The organism is Klebsiella sp. KPN54798, from assembly GCF_021184225.1.
Classification (GTDB): domain Bacteria; phylum Pseudomonadota; class Gammaproteobacteria; order Enterobacterales; family Enterobacteriaceae; genus Klebsiella; species Klebsiella pneumoniae.
Map to the genome: position 1 here is coordinate 1,310,916 of NZ_CP089234.1, position 26,350 is coordinate 1,337,265.

Annotated in this window: 30 protein-coding genes, 1 tRNA gene and 1 pseudogene; 25 read left to right on the forward strand and 7 right to left on the reverse strand. The window is 53.1% G+C overall.

Translation table 11 applies throughout. From position 1 onward, the window contains the following. The first annotated feature begins 2 nt into the window (after positions 1–2). From LPQ25_RS06470 to LPQ25_RS06510, 9 genes are all read left to right on the forward strand, one after another. The gene (locus tag LPQ25_RS06470) at positions 3–458 is read left to right on the forward strand and encodes a hypothetical protein (RefSeq protein ID WP_048336796.1); all 456 of its coding nucleotides are present in this window, start codon (positions 3–5) and stop codon (positions 456–458) included. Next, positions 458–670, forward strand: a complete 213-nt coding sequence (locus LPQ25_RS06475; protein WP_004141386.1) for a hypothetical protein — start codon at positions 458–460, stop codon at positions 668–670. Before LPQ25_RS06470 ends, LPQ25_RS06475 begins: the two co-directional genes overlap by 1 nt. Next, a complete protein-coding gene (locus LPQ25_RS06480) occupies positions 667–1,281 on the forward strand; it encodes a hypothetical protein (RefSeq protein WP_094953176.1) in 615 nt (204 codons plus the stop codon). The genes LPQ25_RS06475 and LPQ25_RS06480 overlap by 4 nt, the downstream gene beginning before the upstream one ends. Further along, the gene (locus LPQ25_RS27355) at positions 1,278–1,562 is read left to right on the forward strand and encodes a hypothetical protein (RefSeq protein WP_048336795.1); all 285 of its coding nucleotides are present in this window, start codon (positions 1,278–1,280) and stop codon (positions 1,560–1,562) included. The genes LPQ25_RS06480 and LPQ25_RS27355 overlap by 4 nt, the downstream gene beginning before the upstream one ends. Beyond that, positions 1,559–1,750, forward strand: coding sequence for a hypothetical protein (locus tag LPQ25_RS06490; protein WP_171048788.1), 192 nt, complete (start codon positions 1,559–1,561; stop codon positions 1,748–1,750). The genes LPQ25_RS27355 and LPQ25_RS06490 overlap by 4 nt, the downstream gene beginning before the upstream one ends. Beyond that, positions 1,743–2,081 (forward strand): hypothetical protein, encoded by a 339-nt coding sequence (locus tag LPQ25_RS06495; protein WP_023339258.1) that lies wholly within the window; start codon positions 1,743–1,745, stop codon positions 2,079–2,081. The genes LPQ25_RS06490 and LPQ25_RS06495 overlap by 8 nt, the downstream gene beginning before the upstream one ends. Positions 2,082–2,156: 75 nt before the next feature. Beyond that, entirely contained in the window at positions 2,157–2,486 is a 330-nt protein-coding gene (locus tag LPQ25_RS06500; protein ID WP_048336844.1) for a S24/S26 family peptidase, read from the forward strand. A 57-nt stretch (positions 2,487–2,543) separates the two neighbouring features. Further along, on the forward strand, positions 2,544–3,128 hold the full coding sequence (locus tag LPQ25_RS06505) for a terminase small subunit (protein ID WP_048336794.1): 585 nt from the start codon (positions 2,544–2,546) through the stop codon (positions 3,126–3,128). Continuing rightward, positions 3,125–4,600: a hypothetical protein gene (locus LPQ25_RS06510; protein ID WP_048336793.1), complete on the forward strand. Its 1,476-nt coding sequence runs from the start codon at positions 3,125–3,127 to the stop codon at positions 4,598–4,600. The genes LPQ25_RS06505 and LPQ25_RS06510 overlap by 4 nt, the downstream gene beginning before the upstream one ends. On the opposite strand, the gene LPQ25_RS06515 is transcribed toward LPQ25_RS06510, so the two are convergent. The 3 genes from LPQ25_RS06515 to LPQ25_RS06525 all read right to left on the reverse strand — a co-directional run bounded on the left by LPQ25_RS06515 (position 4,597) and on the right by LPQ25_RS06525 (position 5,987). Beyond that, a complete protein-coding gene (locus tag LPQ25_RS06515) occupies positions 4,597–5,388 on the reverse strand; it encodes a coiled-coil domain-containing protein (RefSeq protein ID WP_053065702.1) in 792 nt (263 codons plus the stop codon). The genes LPQ25_RS06510 and LPQ25_RS06515 overlap by 4 nt on opposite strands. Positions 5,389–5,565: 177 nt before the next feature. Then, complete coding sequence (locus LPQ25_RS06520; protein ID WP_048336792.1) at positions 5,566–5,811, reverse strand: hypothetical protein; 246 nt, start codon at positions 5,809–5,811, stop codon at positions 5,566–5,568. Between the two features lie 99 nt (positions 5,812–5,910). Continuing rightward, a tRNA-Arg gene (locus LPQ25_RS06525) sits at positions 5,911–5,987 on the reverse strand. Positions 5,988–6,408: 421 nt separating this feature from the next. On the opposite strand from LPQ25_RS06525, the gene LPQ25_RS06530 reads away from it, so the two are divergent. From LPQ25_RS06530 to LPQ25_RS06600, 15 genes are all read left to right on the forward strand, one after another. Further along, on the forward strand, positions 6,409–6,612 hold the full coding sequence (locus tag LPQ25_RS06530) for a hypothetical protein (RefSeq protein ID WP_004152472.1): 204 nt from the start codon (positions 6,409–6,411) through the stop codon (positions 6,610–6,612). A 3-nt stretch (positions 6,613–6,615) separates the two neighbouring features. Continuing rightward, positions 6,616–8,295, forward strand: a complete 1,680-nt coding sequence (locus tag LPQ25_RS06535; RefSeq protein WP_004149313.1) for a portal protein — start codon at positions 6,616–6,618, stop codon at positions 8,293–8,295. Next, positions 8,292–8,597 (forward strand): Bbp19 family protein, encoded by a 306-nt coding sequence (locus tag LPQ25_RS06540; protein WP_004152470.1) that lies wholly within the window; start codon positions 8,292–8,294, stop codon positions 8,595–8,597. Before LPQ25_RS06535 ends, LPQ25_RS06540 begins: the two co-directional genes overlap by 4 nt. 2 nt (positions 8,598–8,599) lie before the next feature. Beyond that, positions 8,600–9,277: a peptidase gene (locus LPQ25_RS06545; protein WP_176450166.1), complete on the forward strand. Its 678-nt coding sequence runs from the start codon at positions 8,600–8,602 to the stop codon at positions 9,275–9,277. A gap of 12 nt (positions 9,278–9,289) precedes the next feature. After that, positions 9,290–10,297, forward strand: coding sequence for a major capsid protein (locus LPQ25_RS06550; RefSeq protein ID WP_004197367.1), 1,008 nt, complete (start codon positions 9,290–9,292; stop codon positions 10,295–10,297). A 10-nt stretch (positions 10,298–10,307) separates the two neighbouring features. Next, positions 10,308–10,700 carry a Bbp16 family capsid cement protein gene (locus LPQ25_RS06555; protein WP_004152466.1) on the forward strand — a complete coding sequence of 131 codons (393 nt, stop codon included), beginning with the start codon at positions 10,308–10,310 and terminating at the stop codon, positions 10,698–10,700. Beyond that, the gene (locus tag LPQ25_RS06560; protein ID WP_024622837.1) at positions 10,693–10,971 is read left to right on the forward strand and encodes a hypothetical protein; all 279 of its coding nucleotides are present in this window, start codon (positions 10,693–10,695) and stop codon (positions 10,969–10,971) included. Before LPQ25_RS06555 ends, LPQ25_RS06560 begins: the two co-directional genes overlap by 8 nt. A gap of 48 nt (positions 10,972–11,019) precedes the next feature. Further along, positions 11,020–11,631, forward strand: coding sequence for a phage connector family protein (locus tag LPQ25_RS06565; RefSeq protein WP_004197381.1), 612 nt, complete (start codon positions 11,020–11,022; stop codon positions 11,629–11,631). Next, on the forward strand, positions 11,631–14,108 hold the full coding sequence (locus LPQ25_RS06570) for a phage tail protein (RefSeq protein ID WP_048336791.1): 2,478 nt from the start codon (positions 11,631–11,633) through the stop codon (positions 14,106–14,108). Before LPQ25_RS06565 ends, LPQ25_RS06570 begins: the two co-directional genes overlap by 1 nt. Position 14,109: 1 nt before the next feature. Beyond that, positions 14,110–14,580, forward strand: a complete 471-nt coding sequence (locus LPQ25_RS06575; RefSeq protein ID WP_048336790.1) for a hypothetical protein — start codon at positions 14,110–14,112, stop codon at positions 14,578–14,580. Continuing rightward, a complete protein-coding gene (locus LPQ25_RS06580; protein WP_004197440.1) occupies positions 14,573–15,070 on the forward strand; it encodes a hypothetical protein in 498 nt (165 codons plus the stop codon). The genes LPQ25_RS06575 and LPQ25_RS06580 overlap by 8 nt, the downstream gene beginning before the upstream one ends. Before the next feature lie 12 nt (positions 15,071–15,082). Then, entirely contained in the window at positions 15,083–17,581 is a 2,499-nt protein-coding gene (locus tag LPQ25_RS06585; RefSeq protein WP_048336789.1) for a bacteriophage protein, read from the forward strand. After that, positions 17,578–19,383 (forward strand): hypothetical protein, encoded by a 1,806-nt coding sequence (locus LPQ25_RS06590; RefSeq protein WP_048336788.1) that lies wholly within the window; start codon positions 17,578–17,580, stop codon positions 19,381–19,383. The genes LPQ25_RS06585 and LPQ25_RS06590 overlap by 4 nt, the downstream gene beginning before the upstream one ends. 3 nt (positions 19,384–19,386) lie before the next feature. Then, positions 19,387–21,861, forward strand: a complete 2,475-nt coding sequence (locus LPQ25_RS06595; RefSeq protein ID WP_048336787.1) for a phage protein — start codon at positions 19,387–19,389, stop codon at positions 21,859–21,861. A 193-nt stretch (positions 21,862–22,054) separates the two neighbouring features. Next, positions 22,055–22,351, forward strand: a complete 297-nt coding sequence (locus LPQ25_RS06600) for a hypothetical protein (RefSeq protein WP_048336786.1) — start codon at positions 22,055–22,057, stop codon at positions 22,349–22,351. 42 nt (positions 22,352–22,393) lie between these two features. On the opposite strand, the gene LPQ25_RS27275 is transcribed toward LPQ25_RS06600, so the two are convergent. The 4 genes and pseudogenes from LPQ25_RS27275 to LPQ25_RS06615 form a co-directional block, all read right to left on the reverse strand. Further along, on the reverse strand, positions 22,394–22,546 hold the full coding sequence (locus LPQ25_RS27275) for a transmembrane anchored protein (RefSeq protein ID WP_071888829.1): 153 nt from the start codon (positions 22,544–22,546) through the stop codon (positions 22,394–22,396). Positions 22,547–22,637: 91 nt separating this feature from the next. After that, positions 22,638–23,181, reverse strand: a pseudogene (locus tag LPQ25_RS27280) (DUF2335 domain-containing protein). Continuing rightward, positions 23,105–23,440 carry a hypothetical protein gene (locus LPQ25_RS06610; RefSeq protein WP_071587176.1) on the reverse strand — a complete coding sequence of 112 codons (336 nt, stop codon included), beginning with the start codon at positions 23,438–23,440 and terminating at the stop codon, positions 23,105–23,107. The pseudogene LPQ25_RS27280 and the gene LPQ25_RS06610 overlap by 77 nt, the downstream one beginning before the upstream one ends. 128 nt (positions 23,441–23,568) lie before the next feature. Then, on the reverse strand, positions 23,569–23,865 hold the full coding sequence (locus LPQ25_RS06615) for a hypothetical protein (protein WP_009485391.1): 297 nt from the start codon (positions 23,863–23,865) through the stop codon (positions 23,569–23,571). A 151-nt stretch (positions 23,866–24,016) separates the two neighbouring features. Between LPQ25_RS06615 and LPQ25_RS06620 the strand changes: the two genes are divergently transcribed. Next, a complete protein-coding gene (locus LPQ25_RS06620) occupies positions 24,017–26,350 on the forward strand; it encodes an SGNH/GDSL hydrolase family protein (RefSeq protein WP_048336785.1) in 2,334 nt (777 codons plus the stop codon).

Here is a 26,350-nt window from a genome sequence, read left to right on the forward strand (position 1 = left end):
GCATGACTGATATCACCGAACTGGCGCAGAGCCTGAAAGCGGCAGCGATCGATGCGAAAGAGCTCGCCATTATCGCCCGGTATTCGAAAGGCCGTGCGGCGGCGGAGAAATTTTACGCCCTGGCTAACCCAAACAATGTCATCGCACTGGTAGAGGCGCTGGAGAAGGTGCAGAGCAGAGACGTAACCCAGGCAGCTAAAGACTACCATTTCGACCAGCAGGCAGACCGCATCGCAGAGCTGGACACAGAGCTTGAGCGGGAGAGAGAGAAAACACGGCGCGTGATGTCTCGCATCGCCGAGCTGGAGTCCCGCACCGTGAAGCTGCCAGATGAAAGATTTTGCCCTGCGGAGTACGCCGGTAGTCAACTATGGTCAGAAACTGAAGTTTGGAATAAGGCGATCACTGCATGTGCTGACGCACTTCGCGCCGATGGCATCAAGGTGGAGGCTGAGTGATGGCTATCACTGAAGGATTCTGCGCGGACCTCTACTGCGACTGTGATGGTTGTCAGTCAGGGAAAATCTATCCGCAGGGGCAGGCTGATTTTATTGGCCGGAATATGACCGACATTTCTCAGCAGGCGCGCAAAGCTGGCTGGCGCATCAGCAAAGACCGCCAGCGCTGCTATGCGCCGGGCCACAAAATTTCACGGGGAGCCAACCAATGACCAAATCAACCATACCCAGAAAGCAGTTAATTAAAAAGGCGCAGGAGCAAATTGAGTTTTGCCGTCACACGAAGATAACGGGTGAAGGCCGCGCCCATGTAAACCAATGTGCGGCGTTGTTTGAAATCGCGCTGTCCGCAATGGACGGCGAGTCTGAGTGTCTTCCTCTCGACTACCTACAGGGACGCAAAGACGGTCTGGAGTGGGCCTCCCAACTGGCAGAAGCCAATCACCCTGAGACAGGAGACTGGCTTTACGATGACCCTATCGAGCTGGCAAAAGCCATTCGCAAAGGTCCAGATATGCCGCCAGCGCAGCCAGTAGCGGACAGCGAGCCGGATCGCAATCCTGTGCTGGCGTATGCCGACAGTTATCGTGATATGGCGAAACAAGGCGTCGAGTCAGTACCAATTTGGAGCGTCATTACCGACCTAGAACGAAACATAGCGCCGCTCTATCGCCACGCGCAGCCGGTGCCGGTAGTGCCGCCAAAGCAGCACTGGGAGGAGTTGTGCCGTCAGCACCCTGAGATGAGCATTGGTGATGCAGTTATCCGGGCTGCGTGGTGGAATCACTGCCGCGCCGCCATGCTCAGCGGAGGTAAGTCATGATCAACCGCAACAAACTGGAGCACATTCTCGAATACGCCAAACAGCAGAGGCACATCGGCCAGTACTGCAAGGTTCCGCCAGAAGATATGGTCGAAATCATGGAGCGATTGCTCAACGCTGGCAACTCTCCGGTAATTCCGGATGGTTACGTGATGGTTCCGGTCGAGCCGAACGGCGACATGCTGGCGGCGGCTCAAGATGCATACGGCGAAACTGATGGCGATATCGCAAGCACGCTCCGGGCCGCCATGCTCGCAGCCGCACCGCAGGAGGTGAAATGATGCCGTACTTCTTCCTGATTTTCGTCATCAGCAGCCAATCATCGAATATGCAGGTGGTTCCCATGCAGAGTATGGAGCAGTGCAAAGCAGCCATTAAGGCGATGAAAGTTGCAGATGATAAGAGGTCCTGGGATGACGTTTCGCCAAGCGTAGATAATGTTCAATGCGTAGAGGTGAAAGGTGCCTAAATCCCCCGCAGAACGCAAAGCCGCGCAGCGCGCGCGGCAGTCCGCCGCCGGTGAGCGCAAAATTGAACTGGTGCTGGATGAACAGGAGCAGGAGATGCTGGCGCGGAACTGCGCCGCCCGGCGCCCTGGTCGTGATCCCTACGAAATGGCCGAGTACATCGCGCTGCTGATCCGCCAGGATGACGCCCGGGTGCGCGGTAGGATTAACGCCATCAGCAAACGCCGCTGCGGCAAGTGCGGCGATCAACTGCCGGTGGCATCCTGCCCGCACTCAGGAGAAGCCGCATGCTGGGTGATGTACGGCTGGCACGAAACGAAACTACCGCTGTGACATGTCACGTCATATTGACTAAATCCTCACATGATTATACTGTTTAAATATACAGTATTTTTATGTGAGGTCATCATGGGTTTTCCATCACCTGCCGCAGACTACGTTGAGCAAACGCTAACCGTTTCCCGCCTTTGTCAGTATGACGCCAACTGTCGCGCCCTGGAGACTGCCGCCGGTTATGCCATCGTCGATGTCTGCCGCAGGCCAACGCAGGGTGATCATGTCCTTATCGCATATGCCGGGAAAACTGAATTCGCTGTCGTCCGTGGGCAGGCGCTGATCACTGATGATGGTGAGGCGCTGGAAGGGGAAGCCCTGGACGATGTTGAAGTGCGGGGTGTCGTTACCTACCTGATAAACCGGGCCGGGTGGGTGAGTGATGATGATATTCCGATCATGTAACATCGCTGGTGGCATGGTATTATTACCTAAAAGGTAATTATTTTCGGGGTGTTTACCATGCCAAAGGATCCGAAGCGCAAATCAACTCAGTACAAACCGTTGACGGTGATGCAGGAAGCCTACGCCCAGGAGTATGTTAAATGCCCTGAAAATCAGACACAGGCGGCCATCAATGCCGGGTTCTCCCCAAAGTCTGCCCACGTCAAAGCCAGCACGATGATGCGTGATGAGCGTATCCAGAAACGAATCGCTGAGCTCATGGATGAGCGCAACAAGCGCCTGCGCGTCAGCGCCGATTACGTGCTGCTGCGCCTGGTGGAAATCGACCAGATGGATGTGCTGGATATCCTGAACGATGACGGAAGCCTGAAGCCTATCCGCGAGTGGCCGAAAATCTGGCGAACCACGCTAAGCGGGTTTGACCTGTCCTCAACCATCATGAACATGGATGAGACCTCGATAGAGACCATCCTCAAGAAAATCAAATGGCCAGACAAGGTGAAAAACCTCGAGCTGATTGGTAAGCATGTTGACGTGATGGCATTCAAAGAGCGCATGGAAGTTAACGTGAACGTCACCATTGCCGACCGCATGGCCGCCGCCCGGCGCCGCCTGAAAGAGCGTCAGGGTGGTGACCAGTGACAGACGCCGCTTTATCCCCGGAAGAACAGCTGATCGACGATATCGCCAGCTTCACCCATGACCCGCTTGGCTATGCGCTGTATGCGTTCCCGTGGGGTGAGGATGGCACCGAACTGGCACACGCCTCCGGGCCGCGACAGTGGCAGGCTGATGCATTCCGCGAGATTCGCGATCACCTGCAGAACCCCGCGACGCGTCATCAGCCGCTGATGCTGGCCCGCGCATCCGGTCACGGTATCGGTAAATCTGCTTTCATCTCGATGCTGATTAACTGGGGCATGTCGACGTGCGAGGACTGCAAGGTGGTGGTGACCGCTAACACCGACAACCAGCTGCGCACGAAGACCTGGCCGGAAATCATCAAATGGTCGAACCTGGCTATCACGAAAGAATGGTTCACCTGCACCGCTACGGCGATGTACAGCAACGATCCAGGCCACGACAAACGCTGGCGCGCCGATGCTATTCCCTGGTCTGAGCACAATACCGAAGCGTTCGCCGGCCTCCACAACGAGCGTAAGCGCATCATCGTCGTATTCGATGAGGCCTCCAATATTGCCGATCTGGTGTGGGAGGTTGCCGAGGGCGCGCTGACGGACGAGGACACAGAAATTATCTGGGTAGCGTTCGGTAACCCAACGCGCAACACCGGGCGATTCCGGGAGTGCTTCCGCAAATACAAGCACCGCTGGAAGTGCGCGCAGATCGACAGCCGCACCGTCGAAGGCACCAACAAGCAGCAGCTGCAGAAATGGGTGGACGACTACGGCGAGGACAGCGACTTTGTGAAGGTCCGCGTGCGCGGGATCTTCCCTGATGCATCAGAGCTGCAGTTCATCCCTACCGGTCTGACAGACGAGGCGATGAAGCGCGTTGTGACCGCTGCGCAGGTGGCGCACGCCCCGCGGATAATCGGCGTCGACCCGGCATATTCCGGCGTGGATGACGCAGTGATTTATCTCCGCCAGGGGCTGCACAGCAAAGTACTGTGGACCGGCAACAAGACCACCGACGATCTGATTATGGCGAAGCGTATCGCTGATTTTGAGGATCAGTACCAGGCTGACGCGGTGTTTATCGACTTCGGCTACGGTACCGGGCTGAAGTCCATCGGTGACGGCTGGGGTCGCACCTGGCAGCTTGTGCCGTTCGGCGGCGCATCGTCAGACCCACAGATGCTGAATAAGCGCGGTGAGATGTTCAACGCCTGTAAGACGTGGCTCAAGCTCGGCGGCGCGCTGGATGACCAGGAGACGGCGGACGACCTGTCCGCGGCAGAGTACAAGGTGAGGGTGGACGGCAAGATCGTCATGGAACCGAAGGAAGATATCAAAGAGCGTTTGGGCCGGTCGCCGGGCAAGGGCGATGCGCTGCTTCTGACATTCGCCTATCCAGTGGCAAAGCGTTCAGATTTCCCTGCTGCCGGCGGAAAGCAGCCCAACGTGATCAGCGAGTATGACCCGTGGGCCTAATTTTTTTTGTTTTCCGAATTTTTTATCGCAAGCTCTTTATTTAAGTCGTAGCCATTTCTTGATAAAGAGTCAATTTTTCTATTTAAGATATCGATATTGCTACCTGTTGGAGATATTCGAGCCGTTGCAAGCGGAGTGCGTTGTGATGCATTGTCAAGATTAAATTGTGCCAATAAAGATTCTCTTGAGTTTTCAAGCTGGCTAATGCGCTCATTCTTCTCAGTGATAATTGAATTTGCGTCCTCAATATTTGATTTAAGGTTTTGAATTTCTTTATTTAAAAAATTTATTTTTTTACGTAACTCGTCTCGTTCACTGGTAAGCTCGCCCATTCTTGCCTGAGATTCAGTTATTTGTTCTTTCATTGATTGGATATCTTTTTCAGCGCCAGTTTTAACTCTGTCGTAAGTCACGTCATGCTTGGCCTTCAGGCGCTGCAATCGCGTGGAGCGTTGAATCATGCGCGCCTGCTTGAAATTCTCAATTGAATCTGCATTGTCAAGAGGCTTGCTTTGCCATTTCGTTATAGCATTATTAACCCATGGTAAACCAACACATAAAACAAGTGACGAGAATGCAGGTAAAATAATTACGCTCCACCAACTGCTATTTTGAGAAATATATTCTATTTTGTAATAAATTCCGTTATCAGCAAAAAACAAATAAAGTATTTGCTTCCAGTTAAATGCGCACCATGAAATTGCGAAAGCACCGAATGCAGGGTTCTTAACGCGATTCATTGCTGTGTTGAATGTCGATGTCGTGAATTCTTTAAGTGATTCTAACATGGTAATCCCATATGTTTTTTATGGGAGTATACCGTTATGGTAGCTCTCAGTCACCAGGCAAAAAAATGCCCGGACGAACCGGGCGAAACAGGGATGATGGAAAGTGCCGTCCTTGGCTGGGTGTCACAGGGTTTACAGCATGAAGTCATCGCAATGGCGTCATGGTGTAAAGCCGCATTAGGCGGCTTTTGTTGCCGGCGCTAACCATGCTTTGTTGAATTCCCGCATGGCTTCTTCTGGGGTGCTACCTACGCCGACAACTCCGGTTGGCAGGTCGCCATATATCGCAAGCCATTTATCTCCATCCTGACTAAGTGTCGGTCTGTACAAAACACTCGGTTCACGCATGCATTCAGAAGTAATCTGAAAGTCAGAGGCCACGTTGAAGAACACGTTTTGGAAATATCCGAGGTCAATATTCATACTTTTCTCCGGTAAAAAGGGCGGTGGTCAGAAAGGGAATAACTGCCACCGCCAAACTTGCACTGTAACTACGGGTATCACGGTCATGAAGCGTGATTCTGGCGCAGCATGCAGGATTCGAACCTGCGACCAACCGCTTAGAAGGCGGTTGCTCTATCCGACTGAGCTAATGCCACAACGAAGAGAGCACTGATTACCACAGTGGACCACCCGGCGAGGGAGGCGTTGCTTCCGCCAATGCTCTCATCGTTGCATCCTCGTCTCTTCCGAGGTGTCACACCGTACCGCCACGATGGTGAGTCGCTGTCGTGCATGCAGGGCATGGCTTGCACATTCCGGCTACCCGCTGGGCCATGTACCAAGGAGCCCCCGGACCGCTATCGACGCATGTGCCATACGCCGGATGCTTTCACACCTGGAAGCGCACTCCGCCATCTGAGTAACGACAAAGCCACCAATGGAAGGGAATGGGGTGCGCTTTCATGTTGTGTTTACCAAAAAGGTAATAATTTATCGTCAAAAGGTCAATACACTACGACAAATAAATAATATGTGGTTAAATTGGTAATAATTTAAACGCGTATGGAGCGCAGCAAAATGTGCATCAGCAAGCCGAAAGTGAGTTCTCCGCAGGTTCAGGCGGCGCCGCAGGTTTCCGATTCTGCTGTACAGAACGCCGCTGATAGTGATCGTCGCCGCCGTGCCGCAGCGGGTGGGCAGAAATCAACAATCCTGACGTCGAGCCAGGGTGTAACGCAGCCTTCTGGCGGCACTCAGGGTAAGACCCTGCTCGGGGCGTAATCCATGGCCGAACTCTCTCCGAAACAGCATTACCTCAAACACCTGGGGCAGCTCAAAAATGAGCGCACCAGCTTTGAGGAGCACTGGCGCGAACTGGCGGAATTTATCGATCCGCGCAGCACGCGCTTTCTTACGACGGAGAGAAACAACGGCAGCAAGCGTAATACCCGCATCGTTGACCCTACCGCCTCTAAAGCTGCCCGCACTCTGCAATCAGGCATGCTGTCAGGTATCACCAGCCCAACCCGCCCATGGTTTAAGCTGGCAACGCCGGATCCGGAGATGATGCAATATGGACCGGTAAAACGCTGGCTTGATGTGGTCATGACCAGGATGAACGACGTCATGAACCGCTCTAACGTCTACCAGTCCCTGCCGATTATCTACCGGCACCTTGGTGTTTTTGGTACCGCGGCTATGGCGGTTCTCGAAGACGACGAAGATGTGATTCGTACTCATCCTCTGCCGATCGGAAGTTACTACCTGTCAAACTCGCATCGTTTGTCAGTCGATACCACGTATCGCGTTTTCTCCATGACTGCCCGCCAGATTGTTATGCAGTTTGGCCTGGACAACGTCAGTAACGCCGTGCGCGGCGCCTGGGATAACGCGAACTATGAAGCATGGTTCGATGTGGTCCATCTGACAGAGCCCAATATCGATCGTGTGAATGGCAAGCTGAACTCCCGCAACAAGGCATTCAAATCGGTGTATTTCGAGTTGTCCGGAGACGGTGACAAGCTCCTTCGTGAGGCTGGTTTTGATGAGCCGCCGATCCTTTCACCGCGCTGGGAGATTAACGGGGAAGACGTTTACGGGAGTAACTGCCCGGGAATGATGGCGCTCGGTACTGGTAAGGCGCTGCAGTTGGAGCAAATTCGCAAAGCTAACGCGATCGATAAGCTTGTTAACCCGCCAATGGTGGCCCCGACAGGTCTTAAAAATAAGCTGATCAACCTTGCCCCTGGCGGCGTTACTTATGTTGATGAGGTTGACGCTACCAAGCTAGTGCGTCCGGCTTACGCCGTCAGCCCTCAGCTTAATGACATGCTCGGCAGCATTGCTGATGACCGCCAAATGATTGAAGCCTGCTTCTTCTCTGACCTGTTTAACCTGTTCAGCACCATCAACACCAGGAGCATGCCAGTGGAGGCTGTGGCCGCAATGCAGGATGAGAAACTCCTGCAGCTTGGTCCAGTACTGGAGCGACTTAATGATGAATTCCTTGATCCTTTCGTTGATCGCACATTCAACATCATGGCGCGCCGCAACCTCTTTCCTGAGCCACCGGAAGAACTGCAGGGCACTCCTCTGAAAGTTGAATATGTCTCCATTTTGGCACAGGCCCAGAAATCCATAGGGATCAGCAGCGTTGAGCGCTTTGTTGGCTTTGTTGGGAATCTTGCAAAAGCCAATCCTGCGGCGCTCGACAAACTCAATATCGACCAGACGATTGACGAGTACGGAAATATGCTCGGCGTCCCGGCCACGATCGTTAACTCTGATGATGAGGTGCAAGCCACGCGCGAACAGCGCGCTCAAATGGAACAACAGCAGCAGATGATGGCTATGGCCCAGCAAGCTGGCGCAACCGCTAAGACCCTGAGCGATACCAACACCGCTGACCCTAGCCTGTTAAAAACCCTCTCTGATGCTGCTCAGCAGCCGGCGGTGACGCAATGACTGATTACCTGAGCGAAGAAGAGCGTGAAGAACTGGCAGCAGATGAGCTCAAAAGGCAGCAGTTACGGCGCGAGAACGAACTTAATGACCTGCGCCTCATCTGCGAGACAGAACACGGCCGCCGTTTCATCTGGCGCCTGATTGAGCAGGCTGGAGTGTGGCGTACGACTTATACCGGTGAGGCGCTCTCGGCAGCCTTCGCCGAAGGAAAACGTAACACGGGACTGAAAGTCTTTTCCGACGTGATGGAAGCGTGTCCCGATCAGTATCTGGCAATGGCCAAAGAGGCCAGCGAGGAATAGCGATGAATTTATTTGAGCGTCTGATGTATCGGCGTTTGTGCAATGAGCAGCCTGCAGATGGTGGAGCAGCTCCAGCAGCATCCGAACCATCCCCGACTCCTGCGGCTGAGCAATCTGAAGCAGCGCAACAACCAGCAGTAGATCCAGAACCTTCGCCAGCTGATGGTGATAAACCTGAGCCGACTGGCGATAAGCCAGCTCCTTCTGCTGAACCATCGGTTCCAGAAAAATATGAACTAACGGCACCTGAAGGCACTGAGCTGGACTCAAAAGCTGTTGAGTTGTTTGAGCCCGTGGCGCGCGAGCTTGGTCTTTCTAATGACCAGGCGCAGAAGTTGGCTGGACTGTGGCCACAACTGCAGGAGCAAATCCAGAACCGCCAGGCTGAGTCGTGGGGGCAGCAGGTTGAACAGTGGGCAGCTGACACGAAGGCTGACAAAGAAATCGGTGGCGACAAATTAACGGTATCCGTCGGACACGCGCAGAAGGCGCTGGATACCTTCGCATCGAAAGAGTTCCGCGAATTCCTTGACTCGACCGGCCTGGGTAATCACCCGGAAATGGTTCGGGCGTTCGCAAAGGTAGGCAAGTTGATGAGTGAAGACAGTTTCGTCACTGGCCAGGGTAACGGATCGCCGAAAAACGATCTGGTCGAAGCGTTTTATCCAAGCAAAAAATAGTGAGGTGTAATCATGGCTTTAATTGGTCAGACGCTGCCTTCTCTTCTTGACGTGTACAGCCGTACCGACAAGAACGGGCGGATCGCTAAAATCGTCGAGCAGCTGGCGAAAAGCAACGATGTCATTACCGATGCGATTTACGTGCCGTGTAATGACGGTTCCAAGCACAAAACCACCATTCGTGCCGGTATTCCCGAGCCGGTGTGGCGCCGTTACAACCAGGGCGTGCAGCCTACCAAAACCCAGACCGTTCCGGTGACTGACACTACCGGTATGCTGTACGACCTTGGCTTTGTGGACAAAGACCTGGCCGATCGCTCCGGTAATGCGGACTCGTTCCGCGTGTCCGAGAACATGGGCAAGCTGCAGGGCTTTAACAACAAGGTTTCCCGCTACACCTTCTACGGCAATACCGATGCTGAGCCGGAAGCGTTCATGGGCCTGGCTCCGCGCTTCAACACTCTGAGCACTTCCAAAGCGGCCAGCGCGGAGAACGTATTCAGCGCCGGTGGTAGTGGTTCTACCAATACCTCCATCTGGTTCATGTCCTGGGGTGAGAACACCGCGCACATGATCTATCCGGAAGGTATGGTCGCCGGGTTCCAGCATCAGGATCTGGGTAATGACCTGGTCAGCGATGCGAACGGCGGTCAGTTCCTGGCTTACCGTGATGAGTTCAAATGGCATCTCGGCCTGTCAGTCCGTGACTGGCGTTCGATCTCGCGCATCTGCAACATCGATGTCACCACCTTGACCAAAGATGCTGCAACCGGCGCCGACCTCATCAGCATGATGGTTGATGCGTACTACGCGCGTGATGTCGCAATGCTGGGCGATGGTAAAGAGGTCATCTACTGCAACAAGACCATCCATGCCTGGCTGCACAAGCAGGCTATGAATGCGAAAAACGTTAACCTGACGATCGACGAATATGCCGGTAAGAAAATCGTTTCTTTCCTGGGTATTCCGATCCGTCGCGCTGACGCCATCCTGAATACTGAATCAGCCGTAACGGCGTAAGGGGGGGATCATGCTGCTCGACCAGCAAGCGCTTTTTTCCGCAGCTCAGGCCATTACGGCCACGGCTGCTTCGACCAACGTCATTGATACCGGCAGCAATAAAGATGTCGGTAAATATGGCGATATCCCGCTGCTTATCCAGGTGGTTGAAGGTTTCAATAACCTTACCAGCCTGACTGTGACGGTGCAAACCGATGACAACTCTGCATTCAGTTCCGCTGCGGACGTGCTGTCCATGACGATCCCTCTGGCGTCTCTGGTGCTGGGCTATAAGTCGCCGGTTATCACGTTGCCGATGAAGATGGAACGCTACATTCGTCTGAACTATACGGTGACTGGTACTGCGCCGACCACCGGCAAAGTCACTGCCGGTATCACCGGAGGCGTGCAAACCAATGCCTGAGTACAAAGTCGCTAAGCGGTCATTCATCAATGGCCGCCTGCATGAGCCGGGTGACATCGTTACCTACGACGGTGAGCCGGGAAGTAATCTGGTTTCCGTTGATGCCAGCCTGAGCGAAAAGATTGTCCCGGCCAGTGCAGAAGAGTTAACCGAGCTCGACGATTTGCGCAAACAGTATGAAGAAATGTTCGGCGAAGCGCCGCATTTCAATACCAAAGCGGAAACTCTGAAGGCGAAGATCGCCGAAAGGCGAAAAGAACTCGGGGTGTAAGCCCTCATAACCAAAGGGGCGAAAGCCCCTTTTTAGTTGGTGGATGATATGGCATCAGTGATCAATATCTGTAATATCGCGCTGGCACGTATAGGCAACAGCCGGACGATTAACAGCCTCACCGAAAAGACCAAAGAGGCATATACCTGCAACCTGTTTTACGAGTCCATGCGCGACGCAGTTCTGGCAGACAACGACTGGAACTTTGCCATGTCGCGCGTTGTCCTGGCTGACCTTGGCGACCCTGCGCCGGGATGGTTGTTCCGGTATCAGTACCCTACCGACTGTGCGCGCATAGCTGCCATATTACCGAAGTGGTTCACTGGGTCTCATATCGTTCTGCAGGATAAGCCTGTTTTTGAAGTTGGCAGCAATGAAGATGGCACTGGCCGCGTCATTCATACCAATGAGTCTCAGGCGGTACTGCTATACGTGAAAAGCATCACTGATCCGACGATGTTTGATGCCCTGTTCGCTGATGCGCTTTCGTGGCGTATGGCGGCAGAGATAGCCATGCCGATCGCGGCAAATGCCAGTCTCGGTCAGCAGGCAATGGCCAATTATCAGCAGGTGCTTACGGCGGCCATGCAACGCTCTCTTGATGAGGCACATGAACCGCAGCAGGCGATGTCTGACCTTGCCAGTGCGAGGATCTGCTGATGGCCTATTCACTGGTGCAACCGTCGCTTGCCGGCGGCGAGATATCGCCTTCACTGTATGGTCGAATCGATCTTGAAAAATACCAGACGTCATTGCGCCGCTGCCGCAATTTCATCGTCCGGCAGTCAGGCGGCATTGAAAATCGTCCCGGGTTCCGGTTCCTGGGGAGCGCGAAATATGCAGACCGTTACTGCCGGCTAATACCGTTCCAGTTCAGCGTATCGCAAACCTATGCGCTCGAGCTCGGTGATCACTATTTCCGTGTCTGGTCTAACGGCGCGCTGGTTACGGACGGCGGCAGCCCTGTTGAAGTGGCTACCCCATGGCCGGTGAGCGTCATCTCTGAGCTGAAATTTACGCAGTCTGCCGATGTGATGACAGTGTGCCACAACGATTATCCGCCGCTTGAGATCCGCCGTTACGGAGAGGCTGACTGGCGCACCGCCGCAGTGACAACAACCAGCGGGCCATTCCAGGACCTGAACACAGACGACTCGGTAACTGTGTACGCCTCAGGCCGAACTGGATCCGTAACGTTGACTGCCAACAGCCCGATTTTCAAAAGCCAGCACGTGGGAAAACTGTTCTACATGGAACAGAAAGCGGTAGATAGTGTTGGTCGGTGGGAAACCGATAAAGACATCGGGATCGGTGACGAGTGCCGATATCAGGAGAACTTTTATCGCTGTGTTGACGGCGGTTCTAATGGCACAACCGGCACTGTTGCTCCTACCCATACAACGGGAGATTCCTGGGATGGCTGGGGTCTTGGTGGCCGTAACGGTGTGCTGTGGCGTTATCTGCATAGTGGTTTTGGCGTGTGCCGTATTACCGCCGTCGCCGGAGATGGACTAACTGCAACGGCCGACGTTGTACCACGTCAGGATGGTGAGATCGAGCTGCCGGCGCAAGTGGTGGGTAGCACCTTCGCCACTTACAAATGGGCGCATTACGCCTGGAACGATACTGACGGCTACCCGGGTACAGTTACCTATTACCAGCAGCGGCTGATTTTCGGCGGCAGCCGGGCATTTCCTCAAACTATATGGTGTAGCCGTACCGGTGATTATCACAACTTCTATCGCAGCAACCCGAAGGTTGACGACGATGCGATCACCTATAACTACGCCGGTCGCCAGCTGAACAAAATCCTGCACCTTCTCGATGTCGGTCAGCTTATCGTGCTGACCAGCGGAGGAGAGTTCAAGGTGACAGGCGACAGCAACGGTAACCTGACGGGAACTGGTGGCTTTGCGATGTCCGGTCAGTCGTTCAACGGTAGCAGCGATCTGGCACCAATCAACGTTGGTAGCGTTGCACTGTACGTTCAGCAGAAGGGCTCCATCATCCGTGACCTGTTTTACTCATTTGACCAGGACAGCTATCAATCCAGTGATCTGACCCTCCTTGCCAGTCATCTGTTTAACGGTTACAGCATCAGGGACTGGGCCTTGTCTGTACAGCCGTTCAGCGTTGCATGGTGTGCGAGGAGTGATGGCATGCTTCTTGGGCTGACTTATCTCCGTGAGCAGCAGGTATATGCCTGGCATCCGCACCCGATGACTAATGGCTATGTCGAATCGATCTGCAGTATTAGCGAAGGGCAGGAAGATGCGGTCTATGCGCTTATTCGCCGTACGGTGAATGGATCGACAGTTCGTTATATTGAACGACTGAACACCAGGCAGTTTACAGAACAGCAGGATGCATTTTTCGTGGATTCTGGCCTGTCTTACAGCGGAGAAAACACCGACTCTTCACGCACAATGACGATCAGTTCCACCGGTGGCTGGACCTACCAGGATGAATTCACGCTAACATGCAGCTCTGCAATCTTCGACTCATCGAGCACTGATTACGAGATTCATATTCCCTACACCGAAGGCGGTGTCAGCAAGTCGATGCGTTTGAGCATTGCTGGTGTTATCTCATCAACAGTGGCTACCGTATTAGCAAACCGTGATGTGCCGACAGCGCTGCGTAACACTGCGCAATCAACATGGTCGATAGCACGTCGGACATTTGCGGGACTGTCTCACCTCGAGGGGCAGACGGTTAGCATTCTTGCCGACGGTAACGTTGAACCTCAGCAGGTTGTATCAGGCGGCGAAGTGACGATCGAAAACCACTCGTCAGTGGTGCATATCGGTTTGCCGGTAGCCGCGGTTATCGAAACGCTGGACGTGAACGTTGCAGGGCAGTCTACGCTGCTGGATAAGACCAAACTCATCAATCAGCTTTGCGTAATGCTCAACAGCGGGCGCTCGGTTTGGGCCGGAACAGATGATGCTCACTTGCTGGAGTATACCCAGCGTGAGTGGGAATTCTACGACGACCCGGTAGGGCTAAAGACGGGCATCATCGATATGAACCTCGATGCAAACTGGGAGCGTAACGGGCGGGTTGTAATCAGCCATTCCGATCCGCTGCCGCTTGGCATTCTGGCCATTATACCGCGCGTAACGGTAGGGGGCTGATATGCGGAAAGTTGAGATAGTCAGCGTTACTGACGAGCATATCTGCGCCATTCTCCCGCATGTCCGCCAGGCAGACCACGATGAGTTTATGGCTGCCGCTGGGATGACTCCGGAGGAAGTCATTAATCGCGCCATGAAAAGCGCTTCGGTAGCCGCTGCAGGGATGATTAACGGCCAGGTGGTAACCATCTTCGGTATATCTCCTGCATCGATCATCACCGGACGAGGTATTCCGTGGCTGGTTAGCACCGACCATATTGAGCATCAGCCGCTGACATTCCTCCGCCATTGCCGCCCGGTTCTTCGTGACATGTCACGCGGATATCGCGTGCTTGAAAATTACGTAGATGCGCGTAACCACGCAGCAAAATCCTGGCTTCACTGGATGGGGTTCACTCTTGCTGACCCTGAGCCATACGGATTAAAGGGCATGCCATTTCACCACTTTACGAAGGAGATCGACCATGTGTGATGTCGGTACCGCAGCGCTGGCAGTTTCCGCCGTCTCTGGCGGTCTCAGCGCTTACAGCCAGATCCAGACAGGCCGCGCTAACGCCGCGCTGGCGAACGCTAACGCCGACGCTCAGGAGCAGGCCGCCCGCGACACTATTAATACAGCTAATGACCAGGCATACCAGCAGCGGCAGCAGGCCCGGCGGGTTGCCGGACAGCAAACCAATGCACTGGCTGCTAACGGCGCCGACCTGACGAGCGGTAACGCATTGGACCTGACAACTGAAACCATGCAGCAGGGCACGCTCGACGCGCTGACCACCATCAACAACGGCCAGCGACAGGCCGCCGGGCTGCAGTTCCAGGCTGATACCAGCCGAGCGCAAGGGAAAATTGATAAGCAGTCCGGAATGCTTGGCGCAGGTTCAACACTGCTCAACTCCACGCTGACCGGTCTTAATGCATACAAGACGCTGGGCGGTACCTGGAAGCCGCTTTCCGCTAAGTAAAAGGAGCTGACTATGCCAACCGTTCCGCAATATCAACGCCAGAGCCAGACGCAAACAGCGCCGGTGATGACGAGTAATCTTCGTGTCCCGGAAAATCCGCTGGTGCAGGGCATCCAGCAGGCTGCTGATACGTCGATCAATATGATGGCTGATGCAAAGCGCAAGGCTGATGTAGCGCTTAGCCAGGATGCTCTGCTGCAGTTTAATCAGTTCGGTGATGACCAGTTCAACAATCCTGACAATGGTCTGATAACGAAGCAGGGAAAAGCTGCGCTAGGGCAAAGCGATGTCGTCATGCAGAACATGCAGCAGAAAGCTCAGGACTTGCTGGGTACCGTGCCGGATGGCGAAGCCCGTCAGCAGTTATCTTTTCAATTGCAGCAGTCGATGCAGTCATTTCACAACCAGGCCCGCCGGTATGAGGTTGGCCAGTTCCAGCAGTTTCAGGATCAGCAGTTCTCCGCTATTAAGCAAAACGTGGTAACCCAGTCGCAGGGGCTCTATGGTGATGATGCAGCGTTTGTTAATACGGTAAAAATGGGGTTTGATGCGATCGATCAGTACGCCGCCGCTCATGGATGGAGCCAGGAACAGGTTGTAGCGGAAAAAGAAAAGCTGAAAGAGCAGGCGGCAGATAGCGCGCTGAGTACTGCAGCATCGCAACAGTATATTCAGTTCATGCAGCAGAATGGTGAGCCTGGAGACAATGAGGGTGCGCCACGTGTTACGGCGCATGGTAATTCGTCAGCCGCCAGAGGGCTGCGAAATAATAATCCGGGGAACATCGAAGCCGGTTCCAATTCGTGGGATGGCCAGGCGGGTAGTGATGGGCGTTTTGCGAAATTCGTGACGCCCGAGCATGGGATCCGAGCGCTGGGTAAAAACCTGCTGTCGTACCAGCGCCAGGGATACGACACCGTGAGCGAGATCGTTAATCGTTGGGCGCCGGCCAGCGATGGCAATAACACAGAAGCGTACATTGCCGCATTATGCAAAAAGCTGAATGTCACGCCAAATGACCAGCTTAATATGAGCGACATTAATACCCTGCGTCAGCTCTGCGCTGGCATCATCCAGCACGAGAACGGGAAACAGCCATATAGCGAGGATCAACTGAACACTGGCGTTTCTGCCGCGCTTGGTCTTACTACTCTGGAATCGCCTAAGCGATATTCAGGGAATCAAGCTTTCGACGCCGCAAGCCCGCAGCAGCAGGCGGCATATTTACGCCAGTCTATGGAGCTGCGGAACCAGGCTCGTACGCAGTTCAAGGCCCAACTTGTTGATCAGGTACAGGATGCAACCGCCGCTTATCTGAAGGGGATCCAGTTCGATAATCCGCCTTCACAGGGCGACTTCATTAACGCTTTCGGTTACCGGGAGGGGACACAGCGTTTTAACGATTTCGAAAACCTGCGCGTTGCCGGGCAGTATATCGGATCTTTTCGCACAATGCCGACGGCATCCATTCAGCAATATGTCAGTGATCTAAAGAATCAAGTTGGTAATGGAGAAGGGCTGGCAGGGCGCGCAGCAGCATTCGACCATGTTCAGGCTGCTGCTGATGAAGTTATTAAGCAGCGTAAGGCGGATCCAATTCAGTTCTCACTTTCCTCTGGACAAACCAAACCAATTGATATGTCCAACCAAAATAATTTCGGTCAGAGCATTGGGCTGCGTGCTTCTCAGGTTTCTGAGTTGGCTAGAGCATACGGAACACCGTTGACTTTCTTTTCCAAAGAAGAGGAGAGCCAGATCGGTAAATTCTTCCGAGACGCCCCGGTTTCGCAACAATCTGCGTATCTCGACACGATCCACAAAAGCACCGGCGGCGGTAAGCCGTACATGGCAGCACTTCAGCAAATCAGCGCGAATGCGCCGTCTGCTGCTGTTGCCGGAATTCTTATGGACAAGCCTGGCGGCGTGGTTGCTGAGAAAAACTGGTTCAATCCTGACGTGTCTGTGTCGCCCTCTACCGCATCGCAAACCATTCTGGCTGGTGCCGCAGCACGCAAAGGATCGAAAGAAGCCAAAGGCATTACCATGCCGAAAGAAAACGATATGCGGCTCGAGTTCAGCAATACCGTTAAAGATGCATTTGCCGGTGACGCACAGGGCGCATCTATGGCGTATGACGTTGCGAAAGACTACTACGCCGGAGTAATGGCGCAGAAGGGCGATCTCTCTGGCGAGCTGGATTCTGACGTCTGGGAGCAGGCGATAAACGTCGCTACTGGCGGCGTGCATGACTATAACGGCATGGGTAATGTCCTGCTGCCGTGGGGCATGTCTTCTGAGCAGTTCGATAAAGAGGTTAATCAGGCATGGGAAACGCAGGTTACCGGTGCTGGCGTTAAGGCTCCGCCTGGGCAGTACGGCCTGCAAAGCTACGGCGACAGCCAGTATCTCGTGAAACTTGGTACCGGATACCTTCTGAAACAGGACGGAACACCGGTAGTTATCGATCTCACGCAGCAGCGTCAGCGCTTCTCTGGAGATATCCCTCAATGAGTTACTTCGGACTTAACCCGGTAAACCAGAATCAGCAGCTGGACCAGGCCGCATCAAACCCAGTAGGCAGCCCTAAAAACGATGTTGGGTTTTTCGATGGATCAGTCAGCGGTGCCGCATCAGGTCTTTATTCCGGCCTTGTTGCAAAGCCTGACCAGCTTTTGTGGGCTGGTGTTGATGCCGTTGTATCACCCATCGCTCAGTTTGTTAATGACAATACATCGTTTCGTGACACGTCACCTGAATACATCGCCCGACAGAGAGAGCTTGCTGCATCACAGGTTAAACGCCTGACGCCGGATGCCGCCACTACCGGCACCGCCGGACAGGTGCTGTATGGTCTTTTCGATATGGGATCGCAGGCAGTAGTAAGTACGCTGGCAGCCGGTCCTGCTGGCGCCGCTGCTGCTGTGACCAGCTTGCAGGGGTTCTCCGAGTTTGAGCGACTGCGCGGCGAAGGCGTAGATTACAGCACCGCCCAGGAAGTGGCGCTGGTACACGGCCTTACAGCTGGTGCCGGTACAGTCATACCGATGAGCATCGGCCTGCGTGCTGGTGGCGCACTGGCTGAAGGTGTCGGCGCTCAGTTATCACGATCGGCGCTTGGGAATGCTGCTGGTACCGTTGTGCGAGCTGCGCCTGATATCGCTTATGCGGCAGGCACGAACGTCGCCTTTGGTATGGCTATGCGCGGCAGCACCGCCTCCATTCTGCGCAATAATGGCTATGAGGATATGGCCTCGCAGTATGACGTTTTCGATAAGCAGGCGATGGCGATCGATGCAGTTCTCGGACTGGCATTCGGCGGTGTAGGCCGGTTCGTAAACTCGCGTGGGGAAAATGTTCGCCCGCCTGATTTTATGCCTGCCGACGTCGATGCAGCTCTGGCGGCCAATGCTGCTCATCATGCTGAGTTTGATATCGCTCCAGGGATTCCGGTTAATGTGCTGTCACGCGATGCGCATGCCCAGGCACTACGGCAGGCGATGCAGGATGTCAGTGCAGGCCGATCGGTTGATGTGGCGAGCATTGTTGAGCCGGCGGCATTCACCAGCATACCGGCACGGCGCAGCATTATATCGCAGGCACTGGATGAGATGCTTTCTCAGGCAGATGAGGGTGCAACATCCAGAGCTATTGAAATGCGGACGCTTGAGGATCAGGCTGCGCAAATTCTTCCGCGTGGCGACCGCAAGGTTTACCAGTCAGAAATAGCCAACAGCGAACGCATTATCACTAACCTCACTGAGCAGCGTAACCAGATACTGGCAGAGCAACCCGCGGGAAGCGGCAAAGCGCTGTCCCGTGCCCGAGCCGATAAGCAGGCAAGGCTGAGAGATGTCGATCAGCGGATCAGTGAAGCACAGGGGAGGCTGGAATTCTCTCGTAACGCACTGGCCCCGCATGAGCCCGGTGGTGAATTCTTCGAGGCAAGAGCAGAGATCGCCCGCAGGCAGCAAGCAGAGGTAGAGCTTGATGCTCAGGCTCTTTCATTTTTCCGCACGGCAGAAGTGCGCTCCGCCGATGAAGTCGCACCGCTGGAGCCTAACGCGGCTCTCCGGGACATAGAAACCACGCCATCGCCAAGAATGGCAGAGAATCAGCAGGACATTGATGTGATGGCTGCTGAAGAGTCACTGGCATTATCGCCAGATATGATGATCACCGTTCTTGATGATGACGGCAATCCACAGTCCAGAAGCGCGCGTGAGGTGCTTGATGATGCTGCACGTGAAAATGAGCAGGCAGTGCGGGACTCCAGACTTTTTGATGTCGCTGTTGCGTGTTTCTTAAGAGGATAAATTATGCGTCAGGAATGTATTAACGCCGTGCAGCAGGCCGCAAGCCGCCGACTCACGCAGCAGGAAATCAAGAATATTGAAGACCGTATTTACCGGAACATGCGGCAACTGGCCCGCAATGATCCGGCTTCGTGGCGGGCGATGACTGACGCCGAACGGCTGCGCCGAGCCGGGCAGTTAGCAGCGAACGAACTCACTAACGAAGCTGCGCTGAAGAAGCGCCGCGTGGCACTCACCATCGCAGCCAGGCAGCGGCTCGACGCCTTCATAAAGACCTACCAGGGGAAAGACGGCAAGCTTGAGGCGCTTAACCGGACCATCGCCTTTCACGCTGACGGGAAATCAAATTTCCTGTCGGTAGAATCACGCGGCAAAGCCACACGCGACTATGCACTAAGCCAGATTCAGGAAGCATTTGAAGCGGTAGACCCGAGATTCTTCCACCTGTTTGAGGACGAGGCCAGCGTGCGCGATCTGGTTTACGAGATGCGCGGGCAGGACACTGGCAACGTCAGGGCTAAGAAGGGCGCAAAAGCATGGGCTGGCGTTACTGAATTGCTTCGCCAGCGATTCAATGACGCTGGTGGTGATATAGGCTACCTGGAAAACTGGGGCATCCCTCAGCACCACTCGATGGAGAAAGTCGGCAGGGTTCCGCAGGATAAGTGGGTTAGCGACGTCATCGACAAACTGGATCGCAAGTACTACATCAAAGATGACGGCCAGCTGATGAGCGATGCTGAGTTGACAACCTTCCTGGGCGAGGCATACAACACCATCGCCACCGGCGGGCTGAACAAATTAAGCGATACCGGCATGCGCATTTCCGGCGCGCGCTCTAATCGCGGTAATGCATCCCGTCAGATCCACTTCAAAGACGCAGACTCCTACCTTGAGTATCAGCGAGAATATGGCGATCGCTCTCTGTGGGAAGTAATGGTCGGGCACCTTGAAGGTATCAGCAAAGATATCGCGCTGGTTGAAACATACGGCCCGAACCCCGATCACGTTTTCCGCTCTATCCTGGACGAGGTTACGGCTGAACAGGCCACTGCCAACCCTGAGCGCACTGGCAGGATTAAGCGCTTGGCCAACAGTACCGAGAACCTTTACAACTTTATCGCCGGGAAGACGCAGCCGATCGCTAATCCGCACATCGCACGATGGTCGGACAACATCCGAAACTGGATGGTGGCGAGCCGACTTGGTTCCGCGCTGCTGGCTTCATTCTCTGACCTGGGCACGATGTATATGTCGGCGAAGGTAGCGAACATCCCGATGAACCGACTATTTATGAACCAGCTTGAGGCCATGAACCCGGCGAACCGCATGGAGCTTGCCCGCGCCCGTCGCGCTGGGCTGGCTATGGAATCGTTGCTCGGCAGCGTTAACCGCTGGGCGATGGACAATATGGGACCGTCGGTTTCCCGCTGGGCGGCAACGGCGGTGATGCGCGCTAGCGGCCTGACAGCATGGACGGATGCGCACAAACGTGCCTACGGCGTGACGATGATGGGAAGCCTTGGGGAAGTGGTCAGCAGGGCCCCTGATCTGCGGAGCCTTGACGACAGCGATTTTCGCATACTGAAAAGCAAAGGAATCACCGAGCAGGACTTCAGTGTATGGAAGCTGGCGCAACAGGAGGACTGGGGTAACGGCAATACGACCATGCTCACTCCGGAAAGCATTATGCGGATCCCTGATGCTGCTGTAATGCACTTAGGGCTCCCGGAACGAGTAAGGTTTGAGGCCATGCGCCGGCTGCTGGCCGCAGTATCTGAAGAAGTCGACATGGCGGTGATTACGCCTGGCGCGCGTGAGCAGCTTTTTACTGGTGGTGGCCTGCAGCGCGGAACATGGAAAGGCGAGTTAACCCGCTCGGTTTTCCTATTCAAATCGTTTCCGATCTCTGTTGTGCTGCGGCACTGGACGCGTGCAATGGGCATGCCTTCCGCTGGCGGCCGGGCCGCTTATATCGCCGCATTCCTCGCCAGCACCACGATGCTCGGCGCGCTGTCTCAGCAGCTAAACGACATGGCATCCGGGAGGAATCCCCGAGAGATGGTCGGGAAGGATGCTGGTAAATTCTGGCTCGGCGCGCTGCTGAAAGGTGGTGGTCTTGGCCTCTATGGTGACTTCCTGCTTTCTGACCATACGCGCTACGGTGGTGGCGCGCTGGCGTCAATGCTGGGGCCTGTGGCTGGTCTGGTTGATGACGTGGTTAAGCTGGCGCAGGGCATCCCGCTTAATGCCGTTGAAGGAAAGCCGGAACAGACAGGTGGTGATCTGGTTAAACTCGGCAAGGGCCTTATCCCCGGTGCCAATCTTTGGTATGCAAAAGCTGCGCTTGACCATATGATATTTAACCAGCTTCAGGAATACTTTTCTCCTGGATATCTGCGCAAGGTAGAGCAGAGATCCAAGAAACAGTTCAACCAGACATACTGGTGGCGACCGCAGGACGTAACGCCGGAATAAGGGGATCCTTGTTTTTAATTATTTTGTCTGTGATAGTTTCTGGTTGGTTGTTATTTGCTGACCGATACAAATATTTCCTTAGTCCCCAGCGCAGGCTATCTGCTGGTTTATTTTTGTTGTGCAGGGAATAATTCTTGTGGCGAGCCTTATTCAAGGTAAACCTCTAATTTTTTCTGAATAAATAGGTGACTACATGCAAGCTATTGGCTTTATCGTTTACATCGTGGTGGGGCTTTTCCAGTTAGCCGCAATCATGGCAGGACTTGAATCTTGGTGGGGCTTGCACTGGATAATAGCGGCACCGATTGCATTCATCGTCAGCTATATACCACTGGTTGGATCTATCGTGGGAATGGTTGGAGCCATGGACGTATGGCGCTGGGAGTGGTGGCAGGCTGGTCTACTTTTCTTTGGTGGTCTAATCTTTGCTATCGCCTGTGGGGGTATGTCTTCATTATTCGAATGGCTATCATTCAGAAAGAGAGCGTGACATGTCACTCCAACAAACAGGCCGCTTTCGCGGCCTTAATTATCACTGACCGCCGGGGCGGGAGTCAGCAGAACGGCCGCCACAGCGTGAGCCATCAGCTGCAGTATCATCAGGATGCTGGCAGTTACCAGCGAAAGCTTGTGTAGCTGAACCCATAGACAACAGAACAAACAGCACTGCTAATGCTTTTTTCATTTTCACTTACCATGTGTAGACCACTGAACCGTGGCTTTATGATTGTAGCGCTTGGCTGATATTTCATCCATCAAAAAGACCGTGGCCCGGGCTATTCTTCATCAGGTTTTTCGTTATTCTCTGGCTTCTTTTTGATGATTGGTTTTTGCCTGAGAACAAAAATACAAGCTACTGCAACTACTATGCCGATGACCGTTCCTGCCAACACTTCATGCCCGGTCAGGCCTAAGACGGTGGCACAACCGACGGTAAAGATTGTAGCGCCTAGACCGTAGTGCTGTCCTCTTTTATCCCTGTTGATGGCGCCATCAAGTGCTTTTTCCTCCATCTTATGCCTGTGAGCAAATTCTCTCTCCGTTAGTTGAAAGATACGCTCGGGGCATCAGGTAAGATTTCCTGATACCCACGTAAAAGATATGGAGGAGGTAGCGGGCCTTGAAATGCGTGGTGAGCAACAACGATTTCTTGAATTTCAGGCCTGTCGAGCACACGCGAAAAAGCATCCGGATGTTCAATGATCTCTTTACTTAGATCTTCCTCGACTTCTTCAAATTCGGGTTATCGCTTTGTTTGCCAGTAAAGTCTGGCGTATTTGTCGTATCTTGGGGAACTTGATTTTGGTGTTCCGGCAGCATCAAGACCTTCCTTATGTAGAGTTACGGCAAACATCTTTCCTTGAGGGGCATCAACTCTTTTCCCATCTTTTATGATGTACTTTTTATAAATGGTCGTTGCGGACCTACGTAAGTCATCACCGACCACCCGCATATCTTGTTCGAGGAACTTGCCGGTTGATGAGTCTCTTTTCACAAAACCGGAGTAGTCAGAGCGAGGAGCGATACCCAAAGGGCTCCCTGACTCTAAAGCCAGCTCTTTGCTATATCTTCTGCTCATACATACCTCTAACAAACGTTAATGCAAGCGGATACTCAACACATGGTTGAGTTACCAATACGGTAATCTTAAGCCACCCATGAAGTCCGTCAAGAATTATTTTAAATGTGCTTCCTGGCTATCAATCCCTATCTGAGTTGCTGCCGCAACTGCATTGCGCAGAAATCCAGGTGTGTTTGCAGCTCCCGCATCGACAACTGCGAACTTGTCACATAGTTAACCAGTGCCACCAGTTCCGCCGCCGCACCGCTGACATCGTGGCCGTCTCGCTCCATTTCCCTGAGCAACTCCATCAGCTGTGATTTTACAACCAGGGATCTGACCCCTTCCGGGGTGTGAATACGATCTGCAAAACCTTCGTCGACAGGATACTGGTACCGCTCTGGCATTAGGATTACTCCGATAAATACTGTATATATATACATATATCAAAAGGTAACAGGGTTTTCCAGAAGGTTTTTATTTACCTTAATGGTAATGTTTTTGCTCGTTTTGATCTGTTTTATTCATATATGGTTTGATGGGTAATAGAATGCTTCTATACACGCGCGCCAGCGCTGACCACTGGAGCAGACTATGACAGTTTCAACGCAGGTAAGCCGTAACGAGTACACCGGTAACGGCGCCACTACCCAATACGATTTCACGTTCCGCATCTTGGATAAAAGCCACGTGCTGGTGCAGACGCTGGATACCTCCGAAAACATCTTGACGCTGACGCTCGGCACCGATTACACGGTTACCGGCGTGAACCGCTACAACGGGGGTAAGGTGGTGCTGACATCGGCGCTGCCAGCTGGTTACAAAATCTCTATCGAGCGCAGCACTCCGGTTACGCAGGAAGCCAGCATCAGGAACCAGGGTGGCTTTTTCCCGGAGATCCATGAAGATGCTCTCGATAAACTAACCATGCTTGTTCAGCAGGCATACGGGTGGTGGTCTGGGCTATCTCTCAGGAAGCCGTCATGGCTCGCTAACTATTACGACGCACTCAACAATCGTATTCGTAACCTACGTGACCCATCTCAGGATCAGGATGCTGCAACAAAAAAATATACAGATACTCTAAACGCAGCTGCGATAGGCCATTCAGATGATTTGTTTAAAAGAACAATGAGAGTGCCTGAAAGCGCAATATCAATACTTCCTGCTAAGGATTTTCGAAAAAACAAAATAGTTGCCATGGATAATAATGGCGATCCACTTATGGTTTTGCCTGAAAGTGGCAGTGCTGCGGATGTGCTTATTGAATTGGCTAAACCAACTGGTTCTATTTATATCGGTCATCATGAGGGTAATACAGTGTCAGAATATTTAGACTTAACGAAAGCATTGCCTCATGTAGCTCCATTGTGGCAGAAGGTGCGAAGCGCGCAGGCAGATGCTTATATTATTATTCTTGGTGATTCGACGGGGAACTCAGATTTCGAGTGGGTTTATAAATGGTCAACATGGGTTGCATCTAAATATCCCACTCATAGTGTACGCTATCGCTTATTTGTTGATGGCTCTGGATGGGATCCCGAAATCGTAATGAGTACAGGTACAACAGGCAGATCAATTTATATTGATAACGTGTCTGTTCCTGGTTCTACAGAGCGTTATTACCAGGGAGCGATGCGCTCGCAAATCTATAACTCCGGTCGAACTTATGACCTGGTCATTTTAAACTATGGTCACAATGAAGGGACAACCGTTCCTGAGTTGACAATTCAGGCAGGATTTACAGAGGGTGTTCTTGCTGTGAAGCAAGATAATCCAGGTGCTCCTGTTATTGTTACGGCACAGAACCCGCGGCGTGATTTTCCAGACCATTCAGCGCGAGCTGTTAGCGCCTGGGCTAAGGTCGCCGCGGTGCAGGGACTTGGTATCATTGATGTCTATTCAAAGTTCATTGAGTTGGGTGTCCCAGAAAGCCTGTATACCGACTTTATCCATCCTAATGCAGCTGGCATGGACGTGTGGGCAGGGGTGGCAATAGAGGCGCTGAACGACAATCCTGCATTCCAGTTTGATAAAGTTATTGAGACGTATACAGGACCGTTGCGCCCGAACCTTGCGCCAAACCCGGCATTTAACTCCTGGCTTTCGTCTTTACCAGTCTCATGGGCAGTGAACTCAGTAGCTGTTTCTCGAGATCTTTCCCGACGAGATTCTTTTGCGTTCAGTGTAAAAGCTGAAGTTTTGAACACATCTTCTCCTCTTTTTTATTGTGATCTCAGTGATTATCTTTTTGCCTTTAAAGGGCAATGGGTGACCTTTGCTGCTCGTATCTGGAAAAACTCTGGTCTTTCTACAAACGCAGGTCGTCTTCAGATATCTGGGACAGGAATGACTGCTGTTACATCGAGGACTAAAGCCAATGAGGCAGAAAACGGCTGGATGTGGGTTGTCTGCCACGCATTATTACCTAAAACCATTACCACCCTGCAGATTCGTCTTATCCCAGGCAGCACTGTAGGCGAGTATGTTCACATTGACAGGTGCTGGTTTGGGGTTGGTCTTATGCCTTCTGATATCGATTTTATAAATCAGTCACAGGTGCAACTTGATGATTATTACAGCCCGCTAAACGTCGGTATCCCATCTGGCTACGATGGAACATTAACTGTCGACGGAAGACATATCACTGTTACTCCAGCAACTACAAAAGCGCGTGTGTATATAAACATAGAATATTTGACTGTTGGTAATAATTACAAGGTTACATGGGTTAGAAATAACTCATCAACAGGCGATGTTTATATCAGAGGTGCTGCATCTGGCTTAGGCTACATTATTACGCAGGGAGAACTTGAGACTGCTACCAGCCTCACTTTTACTGCTACCAATAAAACAAACTCAGTACTTATTGAAACCGATGGGTTAACACCTATCGATGTAAATATTTCAAGCATAGTTAAAGTGTGA

Excerpts from the sequence above, each read along its gene's own strand:
- LPQ25_RS06470 (WP_048336796.1), top strand. The coding sequence starts at position 3 with ATGACTGATATCACCGAACTGGCGCAGAGCCTGAAAGCGGCAGCGATC.
- LPQ25_RS06475 (WP_004141386.1), top strand. The coding sequence starts at position 458 with ATGGCTATCACTGAAGGATTCTGCGCGGACCTCTACTGCGACTGTGAT.
- LPQ25_RS06480 (WP_094953176.1), top strand. The coding sequence starts at position 667 with ATGACCAAATCAACCATACCCAGAAAGCAGTTAATTAAAAAGGCGCAG.
- LPQ25_RS27355 (WP_048336795.1), top strand. The coding sequence starts at position 1,278 with ATGATCAACCGCAACAAACTGGAGCACATTCTCGAATACGCCAAACAG.
- LPQ25_RS06490 (WP_171048788.1), top strand. The coding sequence starts at position 1,559 with ATGATGCCGTACTTCTTCCTGATTTTCGTCATCAGCAGCCAATCATCG.
- LPQ25_RS06500 (WP_048336844.1), top strand. The coding sequence starts at position 2,157 with ATGGGTTTTCCATCACCTGCCGCAGACTACGTTGAGCAAACGCTAACC.
- LPQ25_RS06505 (WP_048336794.1), top strand. The coding sequence starts at position 2,544 with ATGCCAAAGGATCCGAAGCGCAAATCAACTCAGTACAAACCGTTGACG.
- LPQ25_RS06515 (WP_053065702.1), bottom strand. The coding sequence starts at position 5,388 with ATGTTAGAATCACTTAAAGAATTCACGACATCGACATTCAACACAGCA.
- LPQ25_RS06520 (WP_048336792.1), bottom strand. The coding sequence starts at position 5,811 with ATGAATATTGACCTCGGATATTTCCAAAACGTGTTCTTCAACGTGGCC.
- LPQ25_RS06530 (WP_004152472.1), top strand. The coding sequence starts at position 6,409 with ATGTGCATCAGCAAGCCGAAAGTGAGTTCTCCGCAGGTTCAGGCGGCG.
- LPQ25_RS06535 (WP_004149313.1), top strand. The coding sequence starts at position 6,616 with ATGGCCGAACTCTCTCCGAAACAGCATTACCTCAAACACCTGGGGCAG.
- LPQ25_RS06540 (WP_004152470.1), top strand. The coding sequence starts at position 8,292 with ATGACTGATTACCTGAGCGAAGAAGAGCGTGAAGAACTGGCAGCAGAT.
- LPQ25_RS06545 (WP_176450166.1), top strand. The coding sequence starts at position 8,600 with ATGAATTTATTTGAGCGTCTGATGTATCGGCGTTTGTGCAATGAGCAG.
- LPQ25_RS06550 (WP_004197367.1), top strand. The coding sequence starts at position 9,290 with ATGGCTTTAATTGGTCAGACGCTGCCTTCTCTTCTTGACGTGTACAGC.
- LPQ25_RS06555 (WP_004152466.1), top strand. The coding sequence starts at position 10,308 with ATGCTGCTCGACCAGCAAGCGCTTTTTTCCGCAGCTCAGGCCATTACG.
- LPQ25_RS06560 (WP_024622837.1), top strand. The coding sequence starts at position 10,693 with ATGCCTGAGTACAAAGTCGCTAAGCGGTCATTCATCAATGGCCGCCTG.
- LPQ25_RS06565 (WP_004197381.1), top strand. The coding sequence starts at position 11,020 with ATGGCATCAGTGATCAATATCTGTAATATCGCGCTGGCACGTATAGGC.
- LPQ25_RS06570 (WP_048336791.1), top strand. The coding sequence starts at position 11,631 with ATGGCCTATTCACTGGTGCAACCGTCGCTTGCCGGCGGCGAGATATCG.
- LPQ25_RS06575 (WP_048336790.1), top strand. The coding sequence starts at position 14,110 with ATGCGGAAAGTTGAGATAGTCAGCGTTACTGACGAGCATATCTGCGCC.
- LPQ25_RS06580 (WP_004197440.1), top strand. The coding sequence starts at position 14,573 with ATGTGTGATGTCGGTACCGCAGCGCTGGCAGTTTCCGCCGTCTCTGGC.
- LPQ25_RS06585 (WP_048336789.1), top strand. The coding sequence starts at position 15,083 with ATGCCAACCGTTCCGCAATATCAACGCCAGAGCCAGACGCAAACAGCG.
- LPQ25_RS06590 (WP_048336788.1), top strand. The coding sequence starts at position 17,578 with ATGAGTTACTTCGGACTTAACCCGGTAAACCAGAATCAGCAGCTGGAC.
- LPQ25_RS06595 (WP_048336787.1), top strand. The coding sequence starts at position 19,387 with ATGCGTCAGGAATGTATTAACGCCGTGCAGCAGGCCGCAAGCCGCCGA.
- LPQ25_RS06600 (WP_048336786.1), top strand. The coding sequence starts at position 22,055 with ATGCAAGCTATTGGCTTTATCGTTTACATCGTGGTGGGGCTTTTCCAG.
- LPQ25_RS27275 (WP_071888829.1), bottom strand. The coding sequence starts at position 22,546 with ATGAAAAAAGCATTAGCAGTGCTGTTTGTTCTGTTGTCTATGGGTTCA.
- LPQ25_RS06610 (WP_071587176.1), bottom strand. The coding sequence starts at position 23,440 with ATGAGCAGAAGATATAGCAAAGAGCTGGCTTTAGAGTCAGGGAGCCCT.
- LPQ25_RS06615 (WP_009485391.1), bottom strand. The coding sequence starts at position 23,865 with ATGTATATATATACAGTATTTATCGGAGTAATCCTAATGCCAGAGCGG.
- LPQ25_RS06620 (WP_048336785.1), top strand. The coding sequence starts at position 24,017 with ATGACAGTTTCAACGCAGGTAAGCCGTAACGAGTACACCGGTAACGGC.